We start from the raw sequence: 20,505 nt of genomic DNA, 5'->3' as shown, positions 1-20,505 counted from the left end.
GCCTTAGTGCGCTACGGTCAGCTTCAGGGTGGTCAGGGCCGCCGCCTCGGTGAGTCGAACCGTATACTGACCGCTTGGTAGATCGGCTACGCTGAGGTCCAGCGCATTCGCCCCCTGGCTGACCTGGCTGGACTGACGCAGTACCCGGCGGCCGTCCATGCTGAATACATCGAGTTGCAGGCGTCCGGCCTGTGCCGTCTGTAAGCGTATTGCCAGTCGGTCCGTAGCGGGGTTGGGGTACAGCCGTACGCTACGGTTGGTGGGTAGGGTGCGGCCGATACCACTGACGATCTCACTCGCATTGACGACTACCCCGAACTCGGGTACGCGGGCCGTAGCGGTGTCTCCCTCCGTGGTCGTCAGGGTGGCTAGTCCGTCGTAGGTGTGTAGGTCAGACAGTAGCTCGATCTCATCGACCCACCAGCCTCCGGCTCCGACCGATCCATCACTAATGAAGCGGTAGCGTACGTAGATCGACTGCCCACGGTAGGCGGCCAGGTCTACGATAGCCTCCTGATAGCCCTCACTATCGCCCCAGAAGGTAGGTGTGTTGCGCAGCGGCCGGGCTGCCGATCCGCTTACTATGCCGCGGTAGCCGAACCGCACGAACTGCTGATCGACATTGTTCCAGTCCGTTCCGTTCGTACTTACCTGCACGATACCGGCATCGAAGGCAACTTCCGTCCGGTACTTGGTGAAAAACCGCAGCGCTGGATGGGGGCCATCCAGGGTGACCGGGTCACGCAGCCGCAGAACCTGGTCCTGCGCTGAATTCTCATTGGGTACGAACCAGGCCCGGGAGCCGGCGAAGGGGGTCGAGTCGGATCGCATCCAGCTGGCTGTACCTGTGTTGGACAGGATATCCCACAGGTTTGCGTCCGTGGTGTCCGCCGCACTGAGTAGCAGCCGGGTGCTGGCGATCTCCGGGGCGGAGCGGGCGGTATACGCGATCGTGTACGACTCGCCGGGGGCGAGGTCAGGGACCGAAAAGGTGACGGCCTCCGCGGTGGATTCGAATTCCACTTCGCTACTTACGGTGTTCATGGCTAGCTGCAGTCCTTCCGGGAGGGTATCCGTAAGGGTGAGTCCCGTTGCCGGCCCGGCCTTATCGTTGCGGACCGTGAGCGTGAAGGTGATTTCGTCTCCGGGGCTGATGAATGTAGTATCGGCCGTCTTCAGCAGCTTCACGGTAGGAATGCAGCTCGGAAGCGCGTCGAAGGCTTCCCGGTTATCACTGCGGGAAAGACCGGTCCCCTGCGTAGCCGATACACCCAGTCCACGGCGGGTGAAGACTTCCCAGATCAAACAGGCATTAGCTCCACCGCTGAGCTGGCGATCGGCAACGAGCAGCGCGTCGCGGCCGTCGACCAGCCCGGGGCTGCAGGGCGTGTACTTCATGCCTTCGATGACCAGCCGCACGGCGGCGTTGTTGCCGCCGGTACCGGTGATCAGGTCGTCATCAAAGCCGTATGCGTCCACCATCTTCCAGTACAGATCCCACAGGCTAGCCGCCCAGGTCTCCCCCACCCCGTGCGGAATGGCGTCCGTGATGACGTCGTCGTAGGTATGGTTATTCACGGAAAAGTCGGTAGAGTAGAATTGGGAGCGGAACCCACGCGCGCCGGGCCCACCGGAGGTAGAGTAAACGCCGATACCGCGCAATTCCGTCCCGTCGGGGTTAGGCGTAGCGGACTGCGGGGTGGAGGCCAGCAGGAAGAAATCGGACCAGCCCTCCCCCATCTGCTCATCGTTCTGCAGGCAGGTGTACCTGGCCGGTCCGCCGACCAGGCGGATGCTCACCCCGTGGGCGTACTCATGGGCTACTACACCGTTGTCGAAGGAGCCGTCGAGGGGGGTGAGATTGTTGTCCTGCAGCGCTACTTCTACTTCGCCACCGGCCGTGATCACCTGCCGCAGGGGTGTACAGTCGCGTTCCCGTAGCATGACAACGGGAATAGTGACCGGGATGTCACTCGCATTTTCGGCCCCCGCCATGGTGATTAGGTTGTTATTGGGGTTGCAGATCACTACCCCGACGGCGCCGGCCGTTTCGGCATTGAAGGCCTTCTGCTGAAACGTACAACTGCCGCGATCGATCAGGGCGATCTTACCGCGTACTTCCTCGGGGTTGACCAGTGCGGAGCAACCCAGGGTGGGACTTTCGGTACCGTCCCGGCCAATCGCCAGTAGGGCAGTCAGGGGCACATCGCCCACCTGAGCGCCAAACTCGGCCCGCCCCGTACGGCGTTCGCCCGCCAGGTCGTCGGGGGAGAGTACGGTCAGTAGGCTGGGTGTACCCCAGAGGTACATCTGCATGCGGCCGGAGCTACCGTCGCCGCGGGTGGAGAAGTTGGCGTTGTTGCTGCCGGAGGAGTCGTGGGTTTCGGCCAGTACGGGATCCCGCCCCTTCCCGCCGCGGCCGTAGTTGTTGCGCTGGTAGTTGCCCGCGGCTTCGTCGAAGCCGTGGCGGTACGTCCAGTCGTGCAGCATATTGGTGGTGTAGAATAGCTGGGTCAGCGAAGCCTCAACGATACTATCGGGCCGCTGCATGGGGGCGAAGAAGAAGTCGAAATCGAGCTCAGGGCCTCCATCGGCTACAATGCCCGGATCGGGTTGGTTCTGGGTAGTATCCGCGTCTCGGTAGGCATACGCGTTATTGCCCCGGGTAATGGTGTACTCCGGCCCCGGCACGCCATTGGTATCGTGCCATCCGTAGGGAGAAGCCAGCTCGTCGGCGGGTTCGAGCAGGAGACTACGGGTACCGTCGTTGGGGGATTCCAGACCGAAGGGGAATACATTATACAGGGCGCCGTCGCCGCGGTCGCTCGGGATAGCCGTGCTGCTCTTATGGGTATGCACCGCACTGGCGGCCCCGCCCTGTGGCCCTTCATCGAAGGAACAGCTGAGCGTGAGGCTAGTCTGGTACAGGTCTGCTCCGGTAGCGGCGTCGACCATGTGTAGCGTGACGTGCGCGCTAGCATCCTCCTCGACGAGCTGCCAGACGAGCTGTAAGGCAGCCTGCGCTCCGGGCATCGGGTAGTAGACCAGGTCAGCCGAAAGCATGCGGGACTGCGCGGTAAGCCCCAACCGGCGGAAGGCCTGCTCCGCAGTGAGCTGCGGCACGGTCGCCTGGCCCCTCTTGCGAATATCGGCTTGTAGGTTGGAGGTATGGTAGATCACCCGATCGTCGCGGTAATGGACGGCGGCCTGCGCGTTGTAGATCGGTGTGCCGTAGAGCTCCTGCCCTACGTAGACGTGTTGAGTGCCATCAGTAGAAACGTACTCGTCGCTTACGCGCAGTTCCCACAGGTCGGATGCGACGAGGCCCAGCTCCTCCGTACGATCGCGCAGGAAGTCGTAGGCGGGTGAGCCTCCTTCCTGGGCGCTAAGTGAAGTGAATAAACAGAATAGGGCAAGGGGTAAAAGTACTTTCATGAGGGGCATTAACGGACCGGAAACCAGTGTCGACTAGGGATATACGCCCAAAGCTAAGTCTAAATACAGACCGCCGGGCTTTCGTGCCGACATTAGGCCCATTAACGCGCTACGTAGTGCACCTGGTCTTCGGCGAAGAGCGGTTTGCGCTGATAGCGGAGAAATAACTGCGCGGTAGCCAGCACATCCTTCTCGCAGTATACGGCGATGCGCTCCACGTCGTCCTCCTCCCAGAATACCCGGCCTACATCACTGCCGTCGATATCGTCCTTGGGGCTGGGAAAGCCGAGTACGGCGGCCAGTAGCTTGAGGGATACGTAGGCCTTGCGGTCGCCGAACTTCCAGAGATCCATCGTGTCCACCAGGTGCTTGGTCTCCCAGGGTTTCTTGCCGCTGATGTCGAGCAGGGCGGGTAGCTTTTGCTGCTGGGCTATGATGCGGCGACACATGTAGGGCACGTCGAACTCCTTGATGTTGTGGCCGCAGAGGTAGAACTTGGCCGGGTCGCCGTAGTACTGGTCGAGCATCTCGTTGAAGTCTTCCAGTAGTTTGCTCTCGTCGCGGTTGGCGAATGACTTGAGGCGGATCTTGAGCTGCTTGTCCTTGTCGCGGTACACCGCCCCGACGCTGATGCAGACGATCTTGCCGAACTCGGCGAAAATGGCGGCCTTGTCCGTGTAGGAGGCGGCCAGTTCTTCTTCGGTCAGTTCCTCCCCGTAGCGCTTCAGGGCACCGGGCGCTTTGTAGGCCCAGAGCTGGCGAAACTGCTCATCGAGCTGCTCGTAGGTAGCTACTCCACTCACGGTTTCGATGTCCAAAAAAAGAATCCGGGTGATGTCGATCTGCTCTACCATACTGCGTTTGGGTAAGCGCGCAAGATATACGCTAATTAGCGTAACACCAAGCTAGTTTGACCAAAAAAGTTACTTTCCGGCCCGGGCTACCCGGTCCAGTTGGCGCAGCAGATTTCCGACGTTGTTCGTAAATACGAAGTCGATGCGTCGGTTGCGCATGCGGCCTTCGGGCGTGGCGTTGGAGCGACTCGGCCCGTATTCGCCCTGGCTGGCGGCCACCAGTCGGTTGGGACTCACATAGTATGTTTCGGCTAGTTCCTTAGCGATGGTGCTGGCCCGCAGCGCACCGTATTCCCAGTTGTCCGTGCCCTTGAGGGTATTGGGCTGGTTGTCGGTATGGCCTACGATCCGCAGTTTGAGCAGGGGGTTTTGCTGTAGTAGTTGCGTGACCACCTTCAGCACCACCTCGTTGCCCCGCGCCAGGTAGCCTACGGAGCGGGGACGAAACAGCACACCCTCCTGCACGCTCAGTACCAGCTCGCCGGGTAGTTCCGTGATCTCGTAGCTGCTGCTGTCCAGCCGCCCCTGCAGGGAGTCGCTCAGTAGTTCGGCCGCCAGTTGGATACCGATGGAGAACTCATTGATGGCCGCCGACTGCAGGCGGATCAGGCTATCCACCATCCGGTCATTGGCCACCAGCGCGGAGCGCAGGTCGGTGACCCGCTGACTCATCTGGTCGCTGGTGCTACTCAGGTTACTCTCCAGCTCCTCGATGCGGTCGTCCTGGGCAGCCAGCCGGTCCTGTAGGCGGTCCTGGGTCACGAGCAGCATATCGTTGCCGCCCCGGCTCCGCTCCAGGGCCAGGGTGAGGCGCTGGATGGTGTCGGCCTGCACCCGCGCTACGGTGGATAGGCTATCGATCTGCGGCTGGTAGCGCTCGGCGGCCTTCTTGGGTGAGATACAGGAGCTGAGCACGAGGCCGAAAAAAGCAAAGAGCAGGAGGGTAAAGTGACGCATACGCTGGTTTAGTCCACGGGAGTAGGGATGAAACGCAGCCCACCCCCGTGTTCTTTCAACCAGGCGTCGTACTTTTTATAATCGGGCAGGGCGCGGGCTACCTCGGCCCAGAAGCGGGGGGAATGATCGGCGTGGACCAGGTGCGCCAGCTCATGCACGATCACCGCGTCCAGTACGGCATCGGGCGCCAGCAGCAGGCGGGTAGCCAGGTTGATATTCCCCCGGTGCGAGCAGGAGCCCCAGCGGCTATACGTATCGCTGAGTTTGACCCCACGGATCGGTCGCTGGAAGTGGGCGGCGTTGAGTTCGTGCACCCGGCGGGCCACCCGGGCCAGCTCCTGTGCCGCAAAGTGCTTGGCCAGCAACTTCGGGATCACCCGGTTCATCGCGGGGCGGGCACCGCGGGTGCAGAGCAAAATCTGGAGGCGGTGCGCTGCGGTCGCCACGATCTTGTGGTGCGCCAGTGCATGCTCCCCTACCCCTATCTCATACTCCTGCTCACCGAAGCCGAATACGTAGCGCGCCGCCCGCGGCAAGCCGGTGAAGTGGGCGAAGGCCTCCGGTTTTTCGCGGGCGGTGCGCAGGGCCCAGGCCAGCATCTCGTGAATGCGCTGCTCCCGGGCGGCGGCGGCGAGCCCGTGGGGCAGACGGATATAGAGGGCCCGCTGCCGCACCGCCGCGATCGTAGCCCGCCGCCCCCGCTCGGTGATGATGCGCACCGGTACGCGCAGTCCGTCGAGATCGACCGTCGTACGGCTTTCGTGCACCTTGCGGGTACGGGCCACGTCAGACGGTTTTTGGGCCGATCCCTAACTGTTGCAGGTCGCGGTAGAAGTCCGGATAGCTTTTCTTGACCACCTCCGGATCCTCCAGTCGGACAGCGTGCTGTACGGCCAGCGGTGCCAGTGCCATAGCCATGCGGTGATCGTGGTAGGTAGCGAAGGTGGGGGTGCCGGCGGCGTAGTCTGCCCGCCCTTCCTGGGCAAAGTACAGGATGCCGGTCTTGCCGGCCATCCGCTGCGGGATCTTGTAGAGCGAGACGCCCACCTTACCCAATTCTGCTTTCATGGCCTTCACCCGGTCGGTCTCTTTGATGAATAGCGTCTGCAGGCCGGAGTACAGCCCCTGCACACCCAGTCCGGCACAGGTGACCATGAGCGTCTGGGCGATGTCCGGACAGTCCACGAAGTTGTGCTCGAACAGCACGGGGGCTACGGTGCCGGCCGGCTTGATCAGCTGGACACCCGTATCGGTAAAGGTGGTAGTGACCCCGAATTCTTCGTAGAGCTCCTTCACCACCGCATCACCCTGCAGGCTATCCTGGAACAAGCCATCGATGTGCAGCTCGGCCGACTCGCTCAGGGCGGCCAGGCTGTAGTAGTAGCTGGCCGCCGACCAGTCCGCCTCTACGGTGAAGTCGCGGGCTTGGTAGTACTGCGGGGCTACGATCACGGTCTGCCCCTCCCAGTGGTGCTTGATGCCAAAGTAGCCCATCAAAGACAGCGTCATCTTGATGTAGGGCATACTTACAATCTCCCCCTCCAGCGTGAGCTTCAGGCCGTTCGGTAGCGTCGGGGCCAGCATCAGCAGGCTGGAAATGTACTGGCTGCTGGTATCGGCCGCGATACTCACCCGGTCGCTCTTGTCCAGGGCACTGTATCCGATGTGCAGCGGCGGGTAGCCTTCGTTTTCCGCGTAAGTAATATCAGCCCCCAGGCTGCGTAGCGCATCGACCAGGATACCGATGGGGCGCTCCTTCATCCGCGCGCTGCCCGTAAGCAGTTGGGTACCCTGGCGGCGGCAGAGGTAGCCGGTAAGGAAGCGGTAAGTAGTGCCGGCGGGGCCACAGTCGAGTACTTCGTCGTCTGATTCCAGCAACTGCTGCATTCGGACGGTATCGTCCGCCGCCGCCAGCCCGTGGATGGTAAAACCGTCCGGTGTGAGTGCCCGGATGAGCAGGGCCCGGTTGGCAATGGATTTGGAGCCGGTAAGGCGAAGGTGGCCGGTGAGCGGGCCGCCCGGATAGGAGATCTCGAGGGGGGACGTCATTGCTGGCAAAGGTAGTGCGCCCCTAGTGCTTACGCAGCCGCTGTACGGTGCTGCCGCTGCGTAAGTAGTACACGCCATCGGGCAACTCCGAAATATTCATATGCAGGAAGCCGTCCGTAGTAGAGGCGTTCACCGTACTTACCTTTCTGCCCCGCGCATCAAAGAGTTGCGGCCTGCTACTCCCCGAAGTATTGCGTACGGTGAACTTGCCGCGGGTAGGATTTGGGTAGAGTAATTCGCTATACTCTTCCTTCGCTACGACGACGGATCTGACGGCGGAGTACTGGTATGTCCCGTCGTAATCGACCTGTTTGAGCCGGTAGTAATTGGTGCCGGTCATAGGGCCGGTATCTTTGTAAGTGTAGGTCCGGCCGGCAACCGAGGTACCGCTGCCGGGCGTGGTGCCTATTTCTTGCCACCCACTGCCAGAAGCGGAGCGTTCGATAACGAAGTAGGCGTTATCGGTCTCCCGTGCGGTACGCCAGCTAAAGTGTACCTGGTTCTCGGCTACTTCGGCATCGAACCACACGAGCTCTATGGGTAGACTGGCGGAAGCGACCACTTCCTCCATCCGCAGGTTATCTAGTAGGGCCTTACCCAAACTGTTTCCGTCGAGCAGGGTGCCGACTACGATGTTCCCATCCCCTACCCAGTACAGACTCCTCCCGGGGGTCTTGATCGGGTTGGTCCAGAGTTGCGCGCCGTCTACGGAGAGGACGGCATTACCCACACCGGGTTCATAGCGGAAGCGGTACGTACGGTAGACATCATCGTTCGGTATCGGGAAGTTGGGCGACGATACGGTAGTGCCTCCCCCCGTGCCGTTCTCGACGCGATAGGTGATGTTCATTCCGTTGACGCCCATGCGGAAGCTGCCCCGTTGCACCAGGGTGTTCGTGGCATCGTCCTGCTGGTAGTCGAACGATAAGTCGATACCGGGTACGTTGAAGATCACATTATCATTGAGTATCAGGGTAATGTCCTTGTTCCCATTACCGATCGTCGGCGGAGCGATCCCTTTAGTGTTACCGTCCTCGCGAAGTTTGGTGGACGTCTTATTACCTACCGAGGAGGCATTCGGTCCGATGGTCGCTACAAGTGGGTCCGTTCCTTCCCACTCGAACAGGAAGACCGTGGTCTGTGCGTAAGCAAGCCGAAGGGGTGTCAGCAGGACACATAGCAAAACCAGTCGAAGCATACAGTTGGGATTCTCGCAAAAGCGATGAATTAGGACGTAGTGTCTGATATTTAAGCAATCAGTGTTATAACCGACATTGCAGCTTAAATATTGCACCTGCGGCCCCGCCCCGTTGGTGACTACTGCTTGATCACGCGCTGCATAGTTGTTCCATTATGGATGTGGTATACCCCAGTGGGTAGACCACTCAGGTCGATAGTGGTGCGGGAAGCGGTTCGCGCTGTCCGGGGGGGCAATACCTTGACTGCTTGTCCCTGCGCATTGATGACGTGGATAGTTGTGGAGCGGTCCATACCGGGCATACTCACCGTACCGTAGGTCGGGTTAGGAAAGGGGGGGCGACTGCTATCCTCCTGCCCGTCGTAGCGGACGGATTTGATCGTAGAATAGCCGTAGTTTCCATCGTAGTCCACTTGCTTGAGCCGGTAGTAATTCATGTCCGGGCGGGGAGACTCATCCGTAGCCACGTAGTCGTACGTCTCGTTGGTATTGCCGTAGCCGACCTGGCGCACTACTTCCATCCATTCCTCACCCGGGCAGCTGCGCTCGATCGCGAAATAGTCGTTGTCAACCTCGGAATCGGTGCGCCAGGATAGTTCCACCCGATCAGCCAGCGCGCGCGCCTCAAATACGGTGAGCTCTACCGGCAGGCCGGCGAAGCCGACCTCCTCCATCCGCAGGTTATCCATGATGGCGTTACCCTTCCCGCTACCATCGGTAGCGATACCGATGGTGATATCGGTATCGCCATCCCAGCACAGGGCCTGCCCCGGCGTTTTAGTCGCGTTGGTTCCAATCACGGTCGTGGGCCCGTTGATCTCCGTCTTCGATAGTACAGCTTCTCCCGTGTTCGGGTCGTAGCGAAAGCGGTAGGTGCGGTAGATATCGTCATCCACTATTGCCTCGCCAGGAATAACGATCTGGGCCGAGCAGCCTCCACTCGCTTCCCTGACCCGGTAGCGCGCGTTCATTCCGTTGGCCCCCATCTGGAAGTTGTTTCGAGAGATGAGGGTAGCCGTGCTTTCGTCGCGCTGGTAGTCGAACGACAGGTCGATTCCGTCCCGGTTAAAGATGGGGTTATTCGCCAGGACCATATTGATATCCTGTTTCGTTTCCGTAGTGGTGCCCGCCGGCGGGGCCAGGCCCTTGGTCCGGTTGTCCAGCCGCGTCTTGGTTACGATAAGATTACCGATACTGGTCGCGTTCGGCCCGATGGCGGCCACCTTCGGGTCGCTACCCTCCCAATCGAATAGGAAGACCGTGTTCTGCGCATGAAGGAATAAGGAACTGGAAAATAGCCAAAAGGCTAGGTGCAAACGCGTCATATATACTGATTCAGCCGGCCTGCCGCTAACTACTACACTGCATAAAGCAATTCAGTAGGCAAACAAAAAGTGGTATCGTAAAATAATGTCTGCATCGATGCAGTCCACTACCAACTACCAAGCTAGGCTATAAAGTATCTGCTGCACCTAGATTATGAATCGCTGAATGCACGGAGCTCCTCCAGCGTGATCCGCCCCTCGTAGATCGCCTTTCCCACGATGACGCCGTAACAATCGAGATCAGCCAGCGCCCGCAGGTCGTCCAGCGTAGTCACCCCCCCACTGGCGATAAGCTTCACCTCCGGCTGCTCCCGGCGGATACGGGCATACAGTTCGCGTGCCGTACCCTGCAGCAGACCGTCCTTGCTCACGTCAGTACAGATCGTATAGCGCACGCCCCGCTCCACGTACTCCGCCAGAAACTCAAAGAGCTCGCGGTCACTGGCCTCCTCCCAGCCATTCACCGCGATCTTATCGCCCCGCACGTCCGTGCCCAGAATGATGCGCTCCGCCCCGTAGCGTTCCAGCCAGCCCAGAAATACCTCCGGTTGCTTCACCGCGATGGTCCCGCCCGTCACCTGGTGGGCACCGGCCTCGAAGGCCACCCGCAGGTCTTCGTCGCGCTTCATCCCCCCGCCCCAGTCGATCTTTAGCTTCGTACCCCCAGCGATACGCTCCAGTACCTTATGGTTCACGATCCCGCCCCCGCGCGCACCATCCAGATCCACCACGTGCAGTCGCTCGATCCCCGCCTCCTCAAACTCCCGGGCCACGGCCAGGGGGTCTTCGTTATATACCGTCTTACGGGTATAATCGCCCTGCGTCAGGCGCACGCACTTCCCGTCAATAAGGTCAATAGCTGGAATAATATGCATAGGTCAAAAAACTACTACGGTTACAAAAAAGGACGCACCCACCGCCGCAAAGAACGCCACCCACCCGCAAAGCGACCTACCCCCGAAGGGGTCTAATCCACCACCACCATCCACTTGCGCACCCACCACCGACTGACCAGTCCGTTCTGCACGTAGGGATCCCGACGGGCAAAATCCGCAGCCACCTCCTCGTCCTCCCCCCGGAAGATGAGCGCGGCCCCGTCCGCAGGTTCGTACGCGCCGGCCATGACGAGCGCCCCGGACTCGACGGCCTTGCGGGCCAGCTGAAGGTGAATATCGCGGTAGGGCTGACGTTTCTCCACGTAGCCATCCACCGTTTCGTAGAAGAGGATATAGTGCTGCATACTAGCTGAACAGTTCCTGCCGCACGTGTTCCCGGTAGCTGCCACCAATAGGCAGCAGGGTATCGCCCAGCCTTAGCTGATTGCCCTCCAGGGCGGTGACCTTATCCCGGGCCACGATGTACGATTTGTGCACCCGCAGGAAGGTATCCGGCAGGTCCGCCTCCAGTTGTTTGAGCGAGCCGAGGGTGAGGGTCCGCTTCCCGTCCAGGGTATGGTAGGCCACGTACTCGCGCATACTCTCGATGTACCGGATATCGGTGTGGGCGATCCGGTGGATCTTGTAGTCCGCCTTCACCAATTGGTACGCCGGGGCGGGGTCGCGGGTGCTGAGCACATGGGCGGACGGGCGCTGCTCCTCGGCCCGCCCCACCGCCCGCACGAAGCGGTCGAAGCCAAAGGGCTTGAGCAGATAATCCACTACATCCAGGTCATAAGCTTCCAGGGCGTGCACGCTGTAGGCAGTGGTCAGGACTACGGCGGGCGGTTGCCGCAGGCTGCGCAGTAGGTCCAGTCCGCTCATCTCCGGCATCTGGATATCCAGGAACAGCACATCTACCCCCCCGGTACGCAGCAGTGGTAGGGCTTCGATGGCGCTGCTAGCTTCGCCCACCACCTCTAGCTGCGGCAGACGCGCGCAGTAGCTGCGCAGCAGGCGGCGGGCCAGCTGCTCATCGTCTACGATCAGACAGCGCAGGCTCACGGCAACTGCAGTTTCAGGGTGACGGTATGGGTGGTAGCCGTTCGCTCGATAGCAAGGGTATGGCGCTCGGGGTAGAGCAACGCGAGACGCTTGCGGACGTTATCCAGCCCGATACCCCCCTGCCGGTCGGCGGTCACGGGGCCGGTCGGTAGACTATTATTTACCAGCAGGACGATCTCCCGCGCCGTGGTGCGCAGTTGCACGTCGATGAATCCCAGGGGGCCTTCGAGGTGGCTGTGTTTGAAGGCGTTTTCCACGAAGGGAATGAGGAGCAATGGGGCAATCGGGAGATCGGGACGGCTTTCGTCCAGATCTACGCGCACATTCTGCCCGCGACTGTCCTTGAGGGCCTGCAACTGGACAAAATCACGGATGTAGGCGATCTCCCGGCGCAGGGGTACGGTAGCGGCCTCGGCTTCGTAGAGCATATAACGCAGCATACCGGATAGCTGTAGCAGACTGCCGGGGGCCTGCTCGTCCTTCAGCAGGGTAAGGGTGTAGATGTTATTGAGCGTATTGAACAGGAAGTGCGGATTGACCTGCGACTTCAAAAACTTCAGTTCCGTAGTCACCTGCTCACGCTGCGCCTGTATGGCCCGCTTCTCCTGGTAGAACGCATAGCGCGTCACCTCGATCAGCGAAGACCCCAGAAAGGAGGTAGCTAGTGGCAACAGGAAACGCAGCGTAGCCAGCCCCCGAGCCCGCGGCCGGTCGCCCCGCCCGAAATCGAGCGGAAAGGCGCGGTCTGGCATCAGTCCATACTGTAGTAATAGGCTAATCCCCAGCACCAGCGCGCCGCCGCCCAGTACGAACCACAGCCGGTGCCCCCGGAAGTACAGGCTGGGAAGTAAAAGGAGGTGATTGATCGTCACGACGGCGGCAATACCCACCAGCAAGGGAAAGCTGCGCCGTAGCCACCGCCCCCAGGCGTAGGCACCGTCTCCCAGGATCAGGAACACCACGACCCATAATCCCACCCAGGCGGCAAGCTGTACGGCAAGGGGCGTGAGTCGGTGCGGCTGCATAGCGGCAAAGATGCGGCCCGTGCCCCGGGGATAAAAGGACCGGCCGAACTGTACGTTGAGACAATCGGGCCGTTCGTTGATAAGTGTTGCTCCCTGCACCCCGTGCCGGCACTTTTGTAGCATCACCCACGGGTATTCCGTGGATGTAGTAAACCAATCTTCCGATGAAAACGCAATCCATCCTTTTTTCCGCCCTCCTTCTTCTGGCTGCCGGTAGCCTGTCCGCCCAGCGCGGCAGCGGTACGGACGACGACCGCCCCACGCCCACCGAACGGGCCGAACGACAGACCGAGCTCCTCACCAAAGTGTTGGAGCTGACTCCCGAGCAGTCCGCACAGGTCGCTCAGATCAACCAGACCTTTGCCAAGCAGGCCGAGGCAGCCCGCGCGCAGGGCGAAACCGCCCGCGAGGCCATGCGCGAATCCATTACCCGGGCCGATACCGAACGACGTGAAGCCATGCAGGCCGTGCTTAACGAGGAGCAGCAGGCGAAGCTCGAGGCACTGGAAGCCCAACGCAAGGAGCGGCGGGGGGCGCGCGACGGTAAAGGTCGCCGTCCCAACCGTCGCGGCTAAGTCAGCGGCAAACAATTACCGGCCGCGCGCGTCCTACTTGCTTAAATCAAGTTGTTGATGCGTAGATTTTCTTTGCTTGGCCTGCTGGCGGTCCTGCTCACCATAAGCTGTAACACGACCAAGCCCGCGGTAGCCCCGCCCGCACCCACCCCCGCGACGACCGAAACGGAAACCCGCGACCTGGACACGATGACGGTCACCCCCGCCACCAACGGGGTGATCGATGAAGAGGAAGTTGTCGATGCACCAGATCCGGCGCCTGCCCCACGCAAGCCCAAGGCCCTGGCCTTTAATCGGATCAGCGACCTGCTCCACACCAAACTGGAACTGCGCTTCGATTGGGTACAGGAGATGGTGATCGGCAGGGCCACCCTGCGGCTGCGCCCCGTCTTCAGCCCCGTGAATAGCGTGGTGCTGGACGCCAAGGGGCTGGACTTCAAGTCCGTCACCAATCCGGCCGGCAAGGAGCTACAGTACAGCTACGACGACGAGCAACAGCAAGTAACCGTGCAGCTCGACGGCATGTACGCGCGGGGGGAAGACTTCACCGTAGTGTTCGACTATACGGCCACCCCCGCCGAAGGAGGCACCGCCGGCGAGGCCATCACCAGTGACAAGGGACTATTCTTCATCAACCCCCGTGGCGAAGACGGTGATAAGCCCCGCCAGATCTGGACGCAGGGCGAAACGGAGAACAACAGCCGCTGGTTCCCCACCGTAGACAAGCCTAATGAGCGGTGTACGGAGGAGATCTACGTGACGGTGCACGACCGCTACAAGACCCTTTCCAACGGTACGCTAATGAGCTCCACCCAGGTGGAAGACAGTATGCGCACTGACTACTGGAAGATGGACATCCCCCATGCCCCCTACCTGTTCGCCCTGGTCGTAGGGGAGTTCGAGGTAGTGGAAGATGAGGACTGGAACGGGATCCCCGTCAACTACTACGTAGAGGAAGAGTACGCCGAGCACGCCAAAGCGATCTACCCCTACACCCGTGAGATGCTCACCTTCTTCAGCGAGCTGACGGGCGTGCAGTACCCCTGGCCCAAGTATAGCCAGGTAGCCGTGCGCGACTACGTGAGCGGTGCGATGGAGAACACGACGGCCGTCATCTTCGGTGAATTTATGCACGGCACGGCCCGCGACCTCATCGACGTAGACCTGAATGAGAAGATCGTAGCCCACGAGATGTTCCACCACTGGTTCGGTGACTACGTGACCTGCGAAAGCTGGTCGAACCTGACCCTGAACGAGGGATTCGCCAACTACAGCGAGTACCTGTGGATGGAAGAGAAGCACGGCAAAGACGCCGCTGATTACCACCTGCTGGAGGAATGGCAGGGCTACCTCAGCTCCCTGCGCAGTAACCCGCCGCACGAGCTGATCTGGTACGACTACGAGGACAAGGAGCAGATGTTTGACGCCCATAGCTACAACAAGGGCGGGGCCGTGCTGCACATGCTGCGCAACTACCTGGGCGATGAGGCCTTCTTCAGCAGCCTGCAGCACTACCTGGAACGCAACAAGCTCTCCGCCGTAGAGGTAGCCGAGCTCCGGATCGCCTTCGAGGACACCACCGGGGAAGACCTGAGCTGGTTCTTCGACCAGTGGTACCTCAGCGCGGGTCACCCGCAGCTGAGCATTCGTACCGATTATACCGACGGCAGCGTGGCCGTGACCGTACTCCAGACCCAGGATACGGAAAACAACGTGCCAGCCGTGTTTCGCATCCCGGTCGACATCGACGTATACACCAATGGTACGGCGACCCGCCACCGGGTAGTGATCGACGAGCGAGAGCAGACCTTCACCTTCCCCGCTGCTACCGCTCCGGATGTAGTCGTTTTCGATCCCGCCCACCAGTTGCTGGCGGAGTACGACTACCGGAAGAGTCCGGAAGAGCTGGCCGCACAGTTCCGTTACGCTCCGGCGTTCCTGGACCGTTACGAAGCAGTAGGCATTCTGAGTAGTCAGGAGAGCGATACGGCACTGACCAACAAGATATACACCCTGGCCCTGCAGGATAGCTTCTACGCTATCCGCGGAGTAGCGCTACAGAGCCTGGATGCACCTACTGCGGAACAACGCTCGTTGATCCGCGAGATCGCCCGCGGCGACGAGCGCTCCGAGGTGCGTGCTACGGCCATCGACCTGCTCACACAGTTGGAGGACGAGCAACTGGGCGCTATCGCTGCAGAAGCTATGGGTGCGCAGCCCTATACGGTGGTAGCTGCCGGCCTGGAAGCGCTGGTAGCGACTGATCCCGAAGCCGCCCGCAAGGCGGCTGACCAACTCGAAGCAATCGAGAACACCAGCATCAGCGGCGCACTGGCCAATCTATACAGCGAGACGGGTGCGCTCGAAAAGCTCCCCTACCTGCAGCAGCAGTTAGCACGGGCCGACGGCTACGAGGCCGTCTCCCTTTACACCGCGTACCAGGCGCTGCTCGCCAAGGGGGAAAGCGCCCAGCAGACCAGCGGGGTGGCCATGCTGCAGGAAATGGCCCTGGACCAATCACAGAGTCCCTGGCGGCGGCTGGCGGCGACCAAGGCCATCAGCGACCTGCGTGAGGATCTGACCGGTCGGCTCGAAGAGCTGGGGGATACGGACGAGCTCAACAAACTGATCATGGAGATGGGCACCGGCTTGGAGGCCATCAAGGCAGCCGAAACCAACGCCGACCTGAAAAGTATCTACGAGCAGTTCTAGCTCTATCTTCGCGGGCTCCATATGCTAAGCCCCGCCGTACTTACGCTGCTCATTGCCTTTGCGGCGATCGTGCTGTTCGTCACCGAATGGCTGACCGTCGATGTCATTGCCATGTTACTGGTCGTAGCCCTGGTGATCAGTGGAGTGATCTCCCCGCAGGAGGGTCTGGCGGGCTTCAGCAACGAAGCCACGCTCACGGTGGCCTTCATGTTCGTGCTATCGGCGGCGCTGCTTAAGACCGGCGCCCTACAACAGGTAGCTGGCTTGTTAGCGGGGCGTTTCCGCCGGCAACCGCGTAAGGCGATGCTCTTCCTCTTACTGGTCGTAGCCCTGTGCTCAGCCTTTATCAATAATACGCCGGTAGTGGCCGTCTTCATTCCCGTGGTGCACCGCATCGCGGCCACCGCCAAGATCAAGGCATCAAAGCTACTGATCCCCCTCTCCTTCGCCAGCATCCTGGGTGGAATGTGCACCCTCATCGGCACGTCCACTAATATTTTGGTCAGCGGGATAGCCATCGCGCACGGCAGTCCCGGCTTCGCGATGTTCACCCTGGCGCCGGTAGGCCTCATCCTGCTCGGTATCGGGGTGCTTTACCTCACTTACTTCGGTAGCCGGCTACTACCCGACCGGGAGGGGGACGATGACCTGGCCGATAAATTCGCCCTACACGACTATATGGCGGAGATCGTCATTCTCGACCACCCCGATCTGGCGGGTAAGCGGATCATGGACTCCCCCTTCGTGCGGGAGCTGGACATGGACATCATCGAAGTGCGCCGAACGGAGCAGACCTTTGTACTCCCCCCAGGTGACTTCCGGCTGGTCACCGGTGACACCCTCAAGGTGCGCTGTGACCGCACCAAGATCCTGAACCTCAAGGACTGGGTACGGCTCGTAGACAACGCAGGCAGTGTACGCCTGATGGGTACCGGACTACAGCGCGACAACAGTAGCCTGGTCGAAATGGTCGTGACACCAAACTCGGAGTTTGTGGGCAAAACCCTACGGGAAGTCGACTTTCGGCGCAGCTACCGGGCCGTGCCCCTAGCCATCCGCCAACGCGAGGAGACGCTACACGAGAAGTTGTACCAGTTAGCCCTCACACCCGGCGACGTTATCCTGGCCGAGGTGAAGTCCCACTACCTGCATGAGCTACAGCGCATCGAACAGCAGCAGGACAGCCCCTTCATCCTGCTGTCCAGCGACGCGATCACCGACTTCAAGCGCGGGCGCTTCTACTTCGTCACCCTGCTCATCGCCGTGGTGATCGCACTGGCGACCAGCGGCCTGCTTCCCATCAGTATCGCCGCCCTGGCCGGGGTCTGCGTACTGGTCGTCAGCCGCATGCTCACTATGGCGGAAGCCTACGAATCCATCGACTGGAAGATCGTTTTCCTCCTCGCCGGCGCCCTGAGCCTGGGCCGCGCCATGAGTAATAGCGGCCTGGATGCCGACATCGCCGGACTACTGACGGGCTCCGTGTCCGCCTGGGGCCCCTTTGCCCTGGTCGCCGGACTCTACCTGGCCACCAACCTCCTGACCGAAGTGATGAGCAACAACGCTACGGCCGCCCTGCTAGCTCCGGTAGCGCTGGCCTGCGCCACCCAACTGGGCATAGATCCCATGCCGCTGCTGGTCACGGTAGCCATCGCGGCCTCCGCCAGCTTCATGACGCCCGTGGGGTATCAGACCAACGCCATGGTGTACAGTGCCGGCCGCTACAAATTTTTGGACTTCACGCGTATCGGCGCGCCCCTGAGTCTGATGTTCTGGCTGGCTACGTCGCTGCTCGTCCCCCTGCTGTTCGATATGTGATCCGGGGGCGGGGCCGCAGGTGCAGCGAATGGGTCGGGATGACTGGATTCGAACCAGCGGCCTCGTCGTCCCGAACGACGTGCGCTACCGGGCTGCGCTACATCCCGTAGGCATACGAAAGGTAAGGGATCAGTGGTAACTCATACTACTGCGAATCGCCCCGGCGGCATCTTTTCCGGCTAGTAGTTCGCATACGTGAAGTCCCAGGTCGAGCGCCGTAGCCACGGCTCCCCCGGTGATGACGTTCCCATCGGTGACGATGCGCTCCGGCACGACCTCACTTACGTAGGGGGCCAGTGTATCGTACGCATCGAAGTGCGTGGTGGCTCGTCTACCCTTCAGCAGACCGGCCGCACCCAGCAGTAGGCTACCGGTACAGACGGAGACTATGTACGGCACGGCAGTCGCCGTACGCAACCAGTCCAGGAACTGCTGATCGTTCATCAGCGGCCTGCTTCCGAACCCACCGGGAATGTAAACTAGATCGTAGCCCGAGAGGTCCGGCGTGATCCGATCTACGGTAAGGCGCAGCCCGAAGTTATCGTGTACGGTAGCGCTGCGCCCGCATAGGTGCCACGCTAAATCGGGCAGGAAGCCCTGCGTACGGAGGCGGCTGATGGGATCGTAGAAGCCTACGAAGTCGAGCAACGTGAGGTCGTCATAGAGGAGGTAGGCGATCCGCATTATCTTTTGTACGAATGTAACCTTTCGTACTTCGGCAAGACCATTCAGCGGGACCCGATCGATGGGACAATAGAAAAGCCGCTGCCCCCGGAATGGGGCAGCGGCTTTTTCAACCGTGTAAGGTCGGTACTACTCGAGCTTGAACTTCACGGGCAGGTTGAACTGTACACGAACGTTACGTCCACCCTGCTTACCGGGGCTCCACTTGAGTCCTTCGCTGTTCATCAGATTCACTACGCGGAGGGCTTCCTCGCCGGTCTTGGCACCGGGGTTCCGCACGACTTTCGCATCCGTTACGGTACCGTCTTTCTCAACTACGAAGGAGACTACGGCCATACCCTCTACACCGTTCTCACGGGCAATGGCGGGATACTTGATGTTGCCGTAAATGAATTCCAGCATCTTCTTATCCGCACAAGCTTTCTTCTCTGCATATGCGCCCAGATCATCACAGCCGGGGAAGAGCGGCATCTGCTCTACGACCTTAAAGATCTCCTCCACTTCGGGGGCGGGGGGTGGTGGCGGCGGCGGTGGGGGGGGAGGCGGCGCCTTATCTTCCTTCACTTCCGGTGGGGCCTCATCCATGACGGTGTTCTCGTCGATGGAGGTATCCTCGAATTCGGGGGGATCTTCCTCGATCAGTTCCTCTTCCGGTACTTCCTCGATGACGGGGGGTGGCGGTGGTGGGGGGGGAGGGGGTGGCTCGGCGGTCCGGGGTGGCTCCATTTCGATCTCCTCATCGAGTTCGAGGGCTCCTTCGGGGATCACGATCTCGGCGGAGTACTGCGTCCAGGCAAAGGCGAGCAGGGAAATGCCCACGGCCAGGGCCAGACCGAAGTTAAAGAAGGTCGAGCTCAGTCCGAACACGTCGACGCGCTCGTACTTGGCCCGGTTTTCGATGTACGAGTTGTTGGCTTTGGCATCTTCGGCGTACTCGCCGGCAATCCCCTTTTCAGTGCGTGTCTTGTACACGTTCCGCATCAAGACGATGAGACCGATGAACAGGAGCAGAATCACTGCGAAGATGATCGCCAGGGTACTACCTCCGATAGAGAAGTTAGTGTTCATGGCAAACTAGTTAAAAACGTTTATCGTTACGGCCGTGCCGAAGCAAGGCGGTGGAGTAAAATAGTTAAGAGCAGGTAAGCGATGCCGCCAAGTACGGCACCCAGCAGGTTCGCTACCATATCGACGGGGTCAAAATCTCGGCCCGTGCCGATAACTCCCTGGAGCACCTCCATCAGCACCCCGAAGAGCGTAGCTGCGACCACGGCCGTTGCCGTACGTCTGAGCACCGACGGAGAGCCGATCGAGAAAGACAATAATACTGCAAAAATGGCGTACGCGCCAAAATGTGCAAGCTTGTCCGGCGAAAATAAGGTACTCCAGTCAAAAATTTTAGGAATCCGCTGTCCTGGAGCTAAACTCACTACGGATAAAAAGACTGCGTACGCCAGACTCAGCAACCGTTGTACGCCGAGTCCGCGACCGAAAGATGCCCGGGTAGCGGCTTTTGGTGGTTGCCCCATCTTTTTTACGAAATAAGTTTCGCGTAGGCCTCCGCATCAAGCAGCCCCTCCCGGTCGTCCGGGTCGTCTGGCGTCACCTTCACGATCCACCCCTTGCCGTACGCGTCTTCGTTGACCAGCGTGGGGTTATCCCCCTCGTTTTCGTCCAGTTCTTTATTGAACTCCAGTACCGTACCCGAGATGGGCATGAACAGGTCACTGGTAGTTTTGACCGCTTCTACGGTGCCGAACACTTCGTTGCGGCTCAGTTGCTCGCCAACGGTATCCACCTCTACGTAGACCAGCTCATCGAGCTGTTCCTGTGCAAAGTCGGTGATGCCGATGGTGGCGGTAGTACCCTCAAAGAGGATCCATTCATGCTCTTCGGTGTAGAAGAGATTAGCGGGTACGTTCATGCGTAAATG

General features: G+C 60.4%; 18 protein-coding genes and 1 tRNA gene. 3 read left to right on the top strand and 16 right to left on the bottom strand.

Annotated elements, in window-relative coordinates; all coding sequences use genetic code 11:
- Positions 1-3: 3 nt before the first annotated feature.
- From MJQ68_RS17970 to MJQ68_RS11415, 11 genes are all read right to left on the bottom strand, one after another.
- A complete protein-coding gene (locus tag MJQ68_RS17970; RefSeq protein WP_319937473.1) occupies positions 4-3,435 on the bottom strand; it encodes a M36 family metallopeptidase in 3,432 nt (1,143 codons plus the stop codon).
- Positions 3,436-3,536: 101 nt separating this feature from the next.
- A complete protein-coding gene (locus MJQ68_RS11460; protein ID WP_238751249.1) occupies positions 3,537-4,289 on the bottom strand; it encodes a ribonuclease H-like domain-containing protein in 753 nt (250 codons plus the stop codon).
- Positions 4,290-4,358: 69 nt separating this feature from the next.
- The gene (locus MJQ68_RS11455; protein WP_238751248.1) at positions 4,359-5,246 is read right to left on the bottom strand and encodes an OmpA/MotB family protein; all 888 of its coding nucleotides are present in this window, start codon (positions 5,244-5,246) and stop codon (positions 4,359-4,361) included.
- 8 nt (positions 5,247-5,254) lie between these two features.
- Positions 5,255-6,031, bottom strand: a complete 777-nt coding sequence (locus MJQ68_RS11450) for a M48 family metallopeptidase (protein WP_238751247.1) — start codon at positions 6,029-6,031, stop codon at positions 5,255-5,257.
- 1 nt (position 6,032) lies between these two features.
- On the bottom strand, positions 6,033-7,295 hold the full coding sequence (locus MJQ68_RS11445) for a 3-phosphoshikimate 1-carboxyvinyltransferase (RefSeq protein WP_238751246.1): 1,263 nt from the start codon (positions 7,293-7,295) through the stop codon (positions 6,033-6,035).
- A gap of 22 nt (positions 7,296-7,317) precedes the next feature.
- Complete coding sequence (locus MJQ68_RS11440; RefSeq protein ID WP_238751245.1) at positions 7,318-8,493, bottom strand: T9SS type A sorting domain-containing protein; 1,176 nt, start codon at positions 8,491-8,493, stop codon at positions 7,318-7,320.
- A gap of 119 nt (positions 8,494-8,612) precedes the next feature.
- Positions 8,613-9,818: a T9SS type A sorting domain-containing protein gene (locus MJQ68_RS11435; protein ID WP_238751244.1), complete on the bottom strand. Its 1,206-nt coding sequence runs from the start codon at positions 9,816-9,818 to the stop codon at positions 8,613-8,615.
- A 152-nt stretch (positions 9,819-9,970) separates the two neighbouring features.
- The gene (gene hisA, locus MJQ68_RS11430) at positions 9,971-10,693 is read right to left on the bottom strand and encodes a 1-(5-phosphoribosyl)-5-[(5-phosphoribosylamino)methylideneamino]imidazole-4-carboxamide isomerase (protein ID WP_238751243.1); all 723 of its coding nucleotides are present in this window, start codon (positions 10,691-10,693) and stop codon (positions 9,971-9,973) included.
- A 92-nt stretch (positions 10,694-10,785) separates the two neighbouring features.
- A complete protein-coding gene (locus MJQ68_RS11425) occupies positions 10,786-11,058 on the bottom strand; it encodes a YciI-like protein (protein ID WP_238751242.1) in 273 nt (90 codons plus the stop codon).
- Position 11,059: 1 nt separating this feature from the next.
- The gene (locus MJQ68_RS11420; RefSeq protein ID WP_238751241.1) at positions 11,060-11,758 is read right to left on the bottom strand and encodes a LytR/AlgR family response regulator transcription factor; all 699 of its coding nucleotides are present in this window, start codon (positions 11,756-11,758) and stop codon (positions 11,060-11,062) included.
- The gene (locus MJQ68_RS11415) at positions 11,755-12,906 is read right to left on the bottom strand and encodes a sensor histidine kinase (RefSeq protein ID WP_238751240.1); all 1,152 of its coding nucleotides are present in this window, start codon (positions 12,904-12,906) and stop codon (positions 11,755-11,757) included. The genes MJQ68_RS11420 and MJQ68_RS11415 overlap by 4 nt, the downstream gene beginning before the upstream one ends.
- Positions 12,907-12,947: 41 nt before the next feature.
- Between MJQ68_RS11415 and MJQ68_RS11410 the strand changes: the two genes are divergently transcribed.
- From MJQ68_RS11410 to MJQ68_RS11400, 3 genes are read left to right on the top strand one after another with little or no spacing between them, the layout of a single operon-like run.
- On the top strand, positions 12,948-13,358 hold the full coding sequence (locus MJQ68_RS11410; protein WP_238751239.1) for a hypothetical protein: 411 nt from the start codon (positions 12,948-12,950) through the stop codon (positions 13,356-13,358).
- A 57-nt stretch (positions 13,359-13,415) separates the two neighbouring features.
- Positions 13,416-16,070, top strand: a complete 2,655-nt coding sequence (locus tag MJQ68_RS11405) for a M1 family metallopeptidase (RefSeq protein WP_238751238.1) — start codon at positions 13,416-13,418, stop codon at positions 16,068-16,070.
- Between the two features lie 21 nt (positions 16,071-16,091).
- Positions 16,092-17,888, top strand: a complete 1,797-nt coding sequence (locus MJQ68_RS11400) for an SLC13 family permease (RefSeq protein WP_238751237.1) — start codon at positions 16,092-16,094, stop codon at positions 17,886-17,888.
- 33 nt (positions 17,889-17,921) lie between these two features.
- Here MJQ68_RS11400 and MJQ68_RS11395 read toward each other — a convergent pair.
- From MJQ68_RS11395 to gcvH, 5 genes are all read right to left on the bottom strand, one after another.
- A tRNA-Pro gene (locus MJQ68_RS11395) sits at positions 17,922-17,995 on the bottom strand.
- A 22-nt stretch (positions 17,996-18,017) separates the two neighbouring features.
- Positions 18,018-18,572 carry a DJ-1/PfpI family protein gene (locus MJQ68_RS11390; protein WP_238751236.1) on the bottom strand — a complete coding sequence of 185 codons (555 nt, stop codon included), beginning with the start codon at positions 18,570-18,572 and terminating at the stop codon, positions 18,018-18,020.
- Positions 18,573-18,701: 129 nt separating this feature from the next.
- A complete protein-coding gene (locus MJQ68_RS11385) occupies positions 18,702-19,640 on the bottom strand; it encodes an energy transducer TonB (protein WP_238751235.1) in 939 nt (312 codons plus the stop codon).
- 26 nt (positions 19,641-19,666) lie between these two features.
- On the bottom strand, positions 19,667-20,101 hold the full coding sequence (locus MJQ68_RS11380; protein WP_238751234.1) for a VanZ family protein: 435 nt from the start codon (positions 20,099-20,101) through the stop codon (positions 19,667-19,669).
- A 5-nt stretch (positions 20,102-20,106) separates the two neighbouring features.
- Entirely contained in the window at positions 20,107-20,496 is a 390-nt protein-coding gene (gene gcvH / locus MJQ68_RS11375; RefSeq protein WP_238751233.1) for a glycine cleavage system protein GcvH, read from the bottom strand.
- Positions 20,497-20,505: the final 9 nt, after the last annotated feature.

It is taken from the genome of Neolewinella maritima, assembly GCF_923081025.1.
Taxonomy (GTDB): domain Bacteria; phylum Bacteroidota; class Bacteroidia; order Chitinophagales; family Saprospiraceae; genus Neolewinella; species Neolewinella maritima.
The sequence above is the reverse complement of the archived record's forward strand: the minus strand, read 5'-3'. Positions and strand labels throughout refer to the sequence as shown.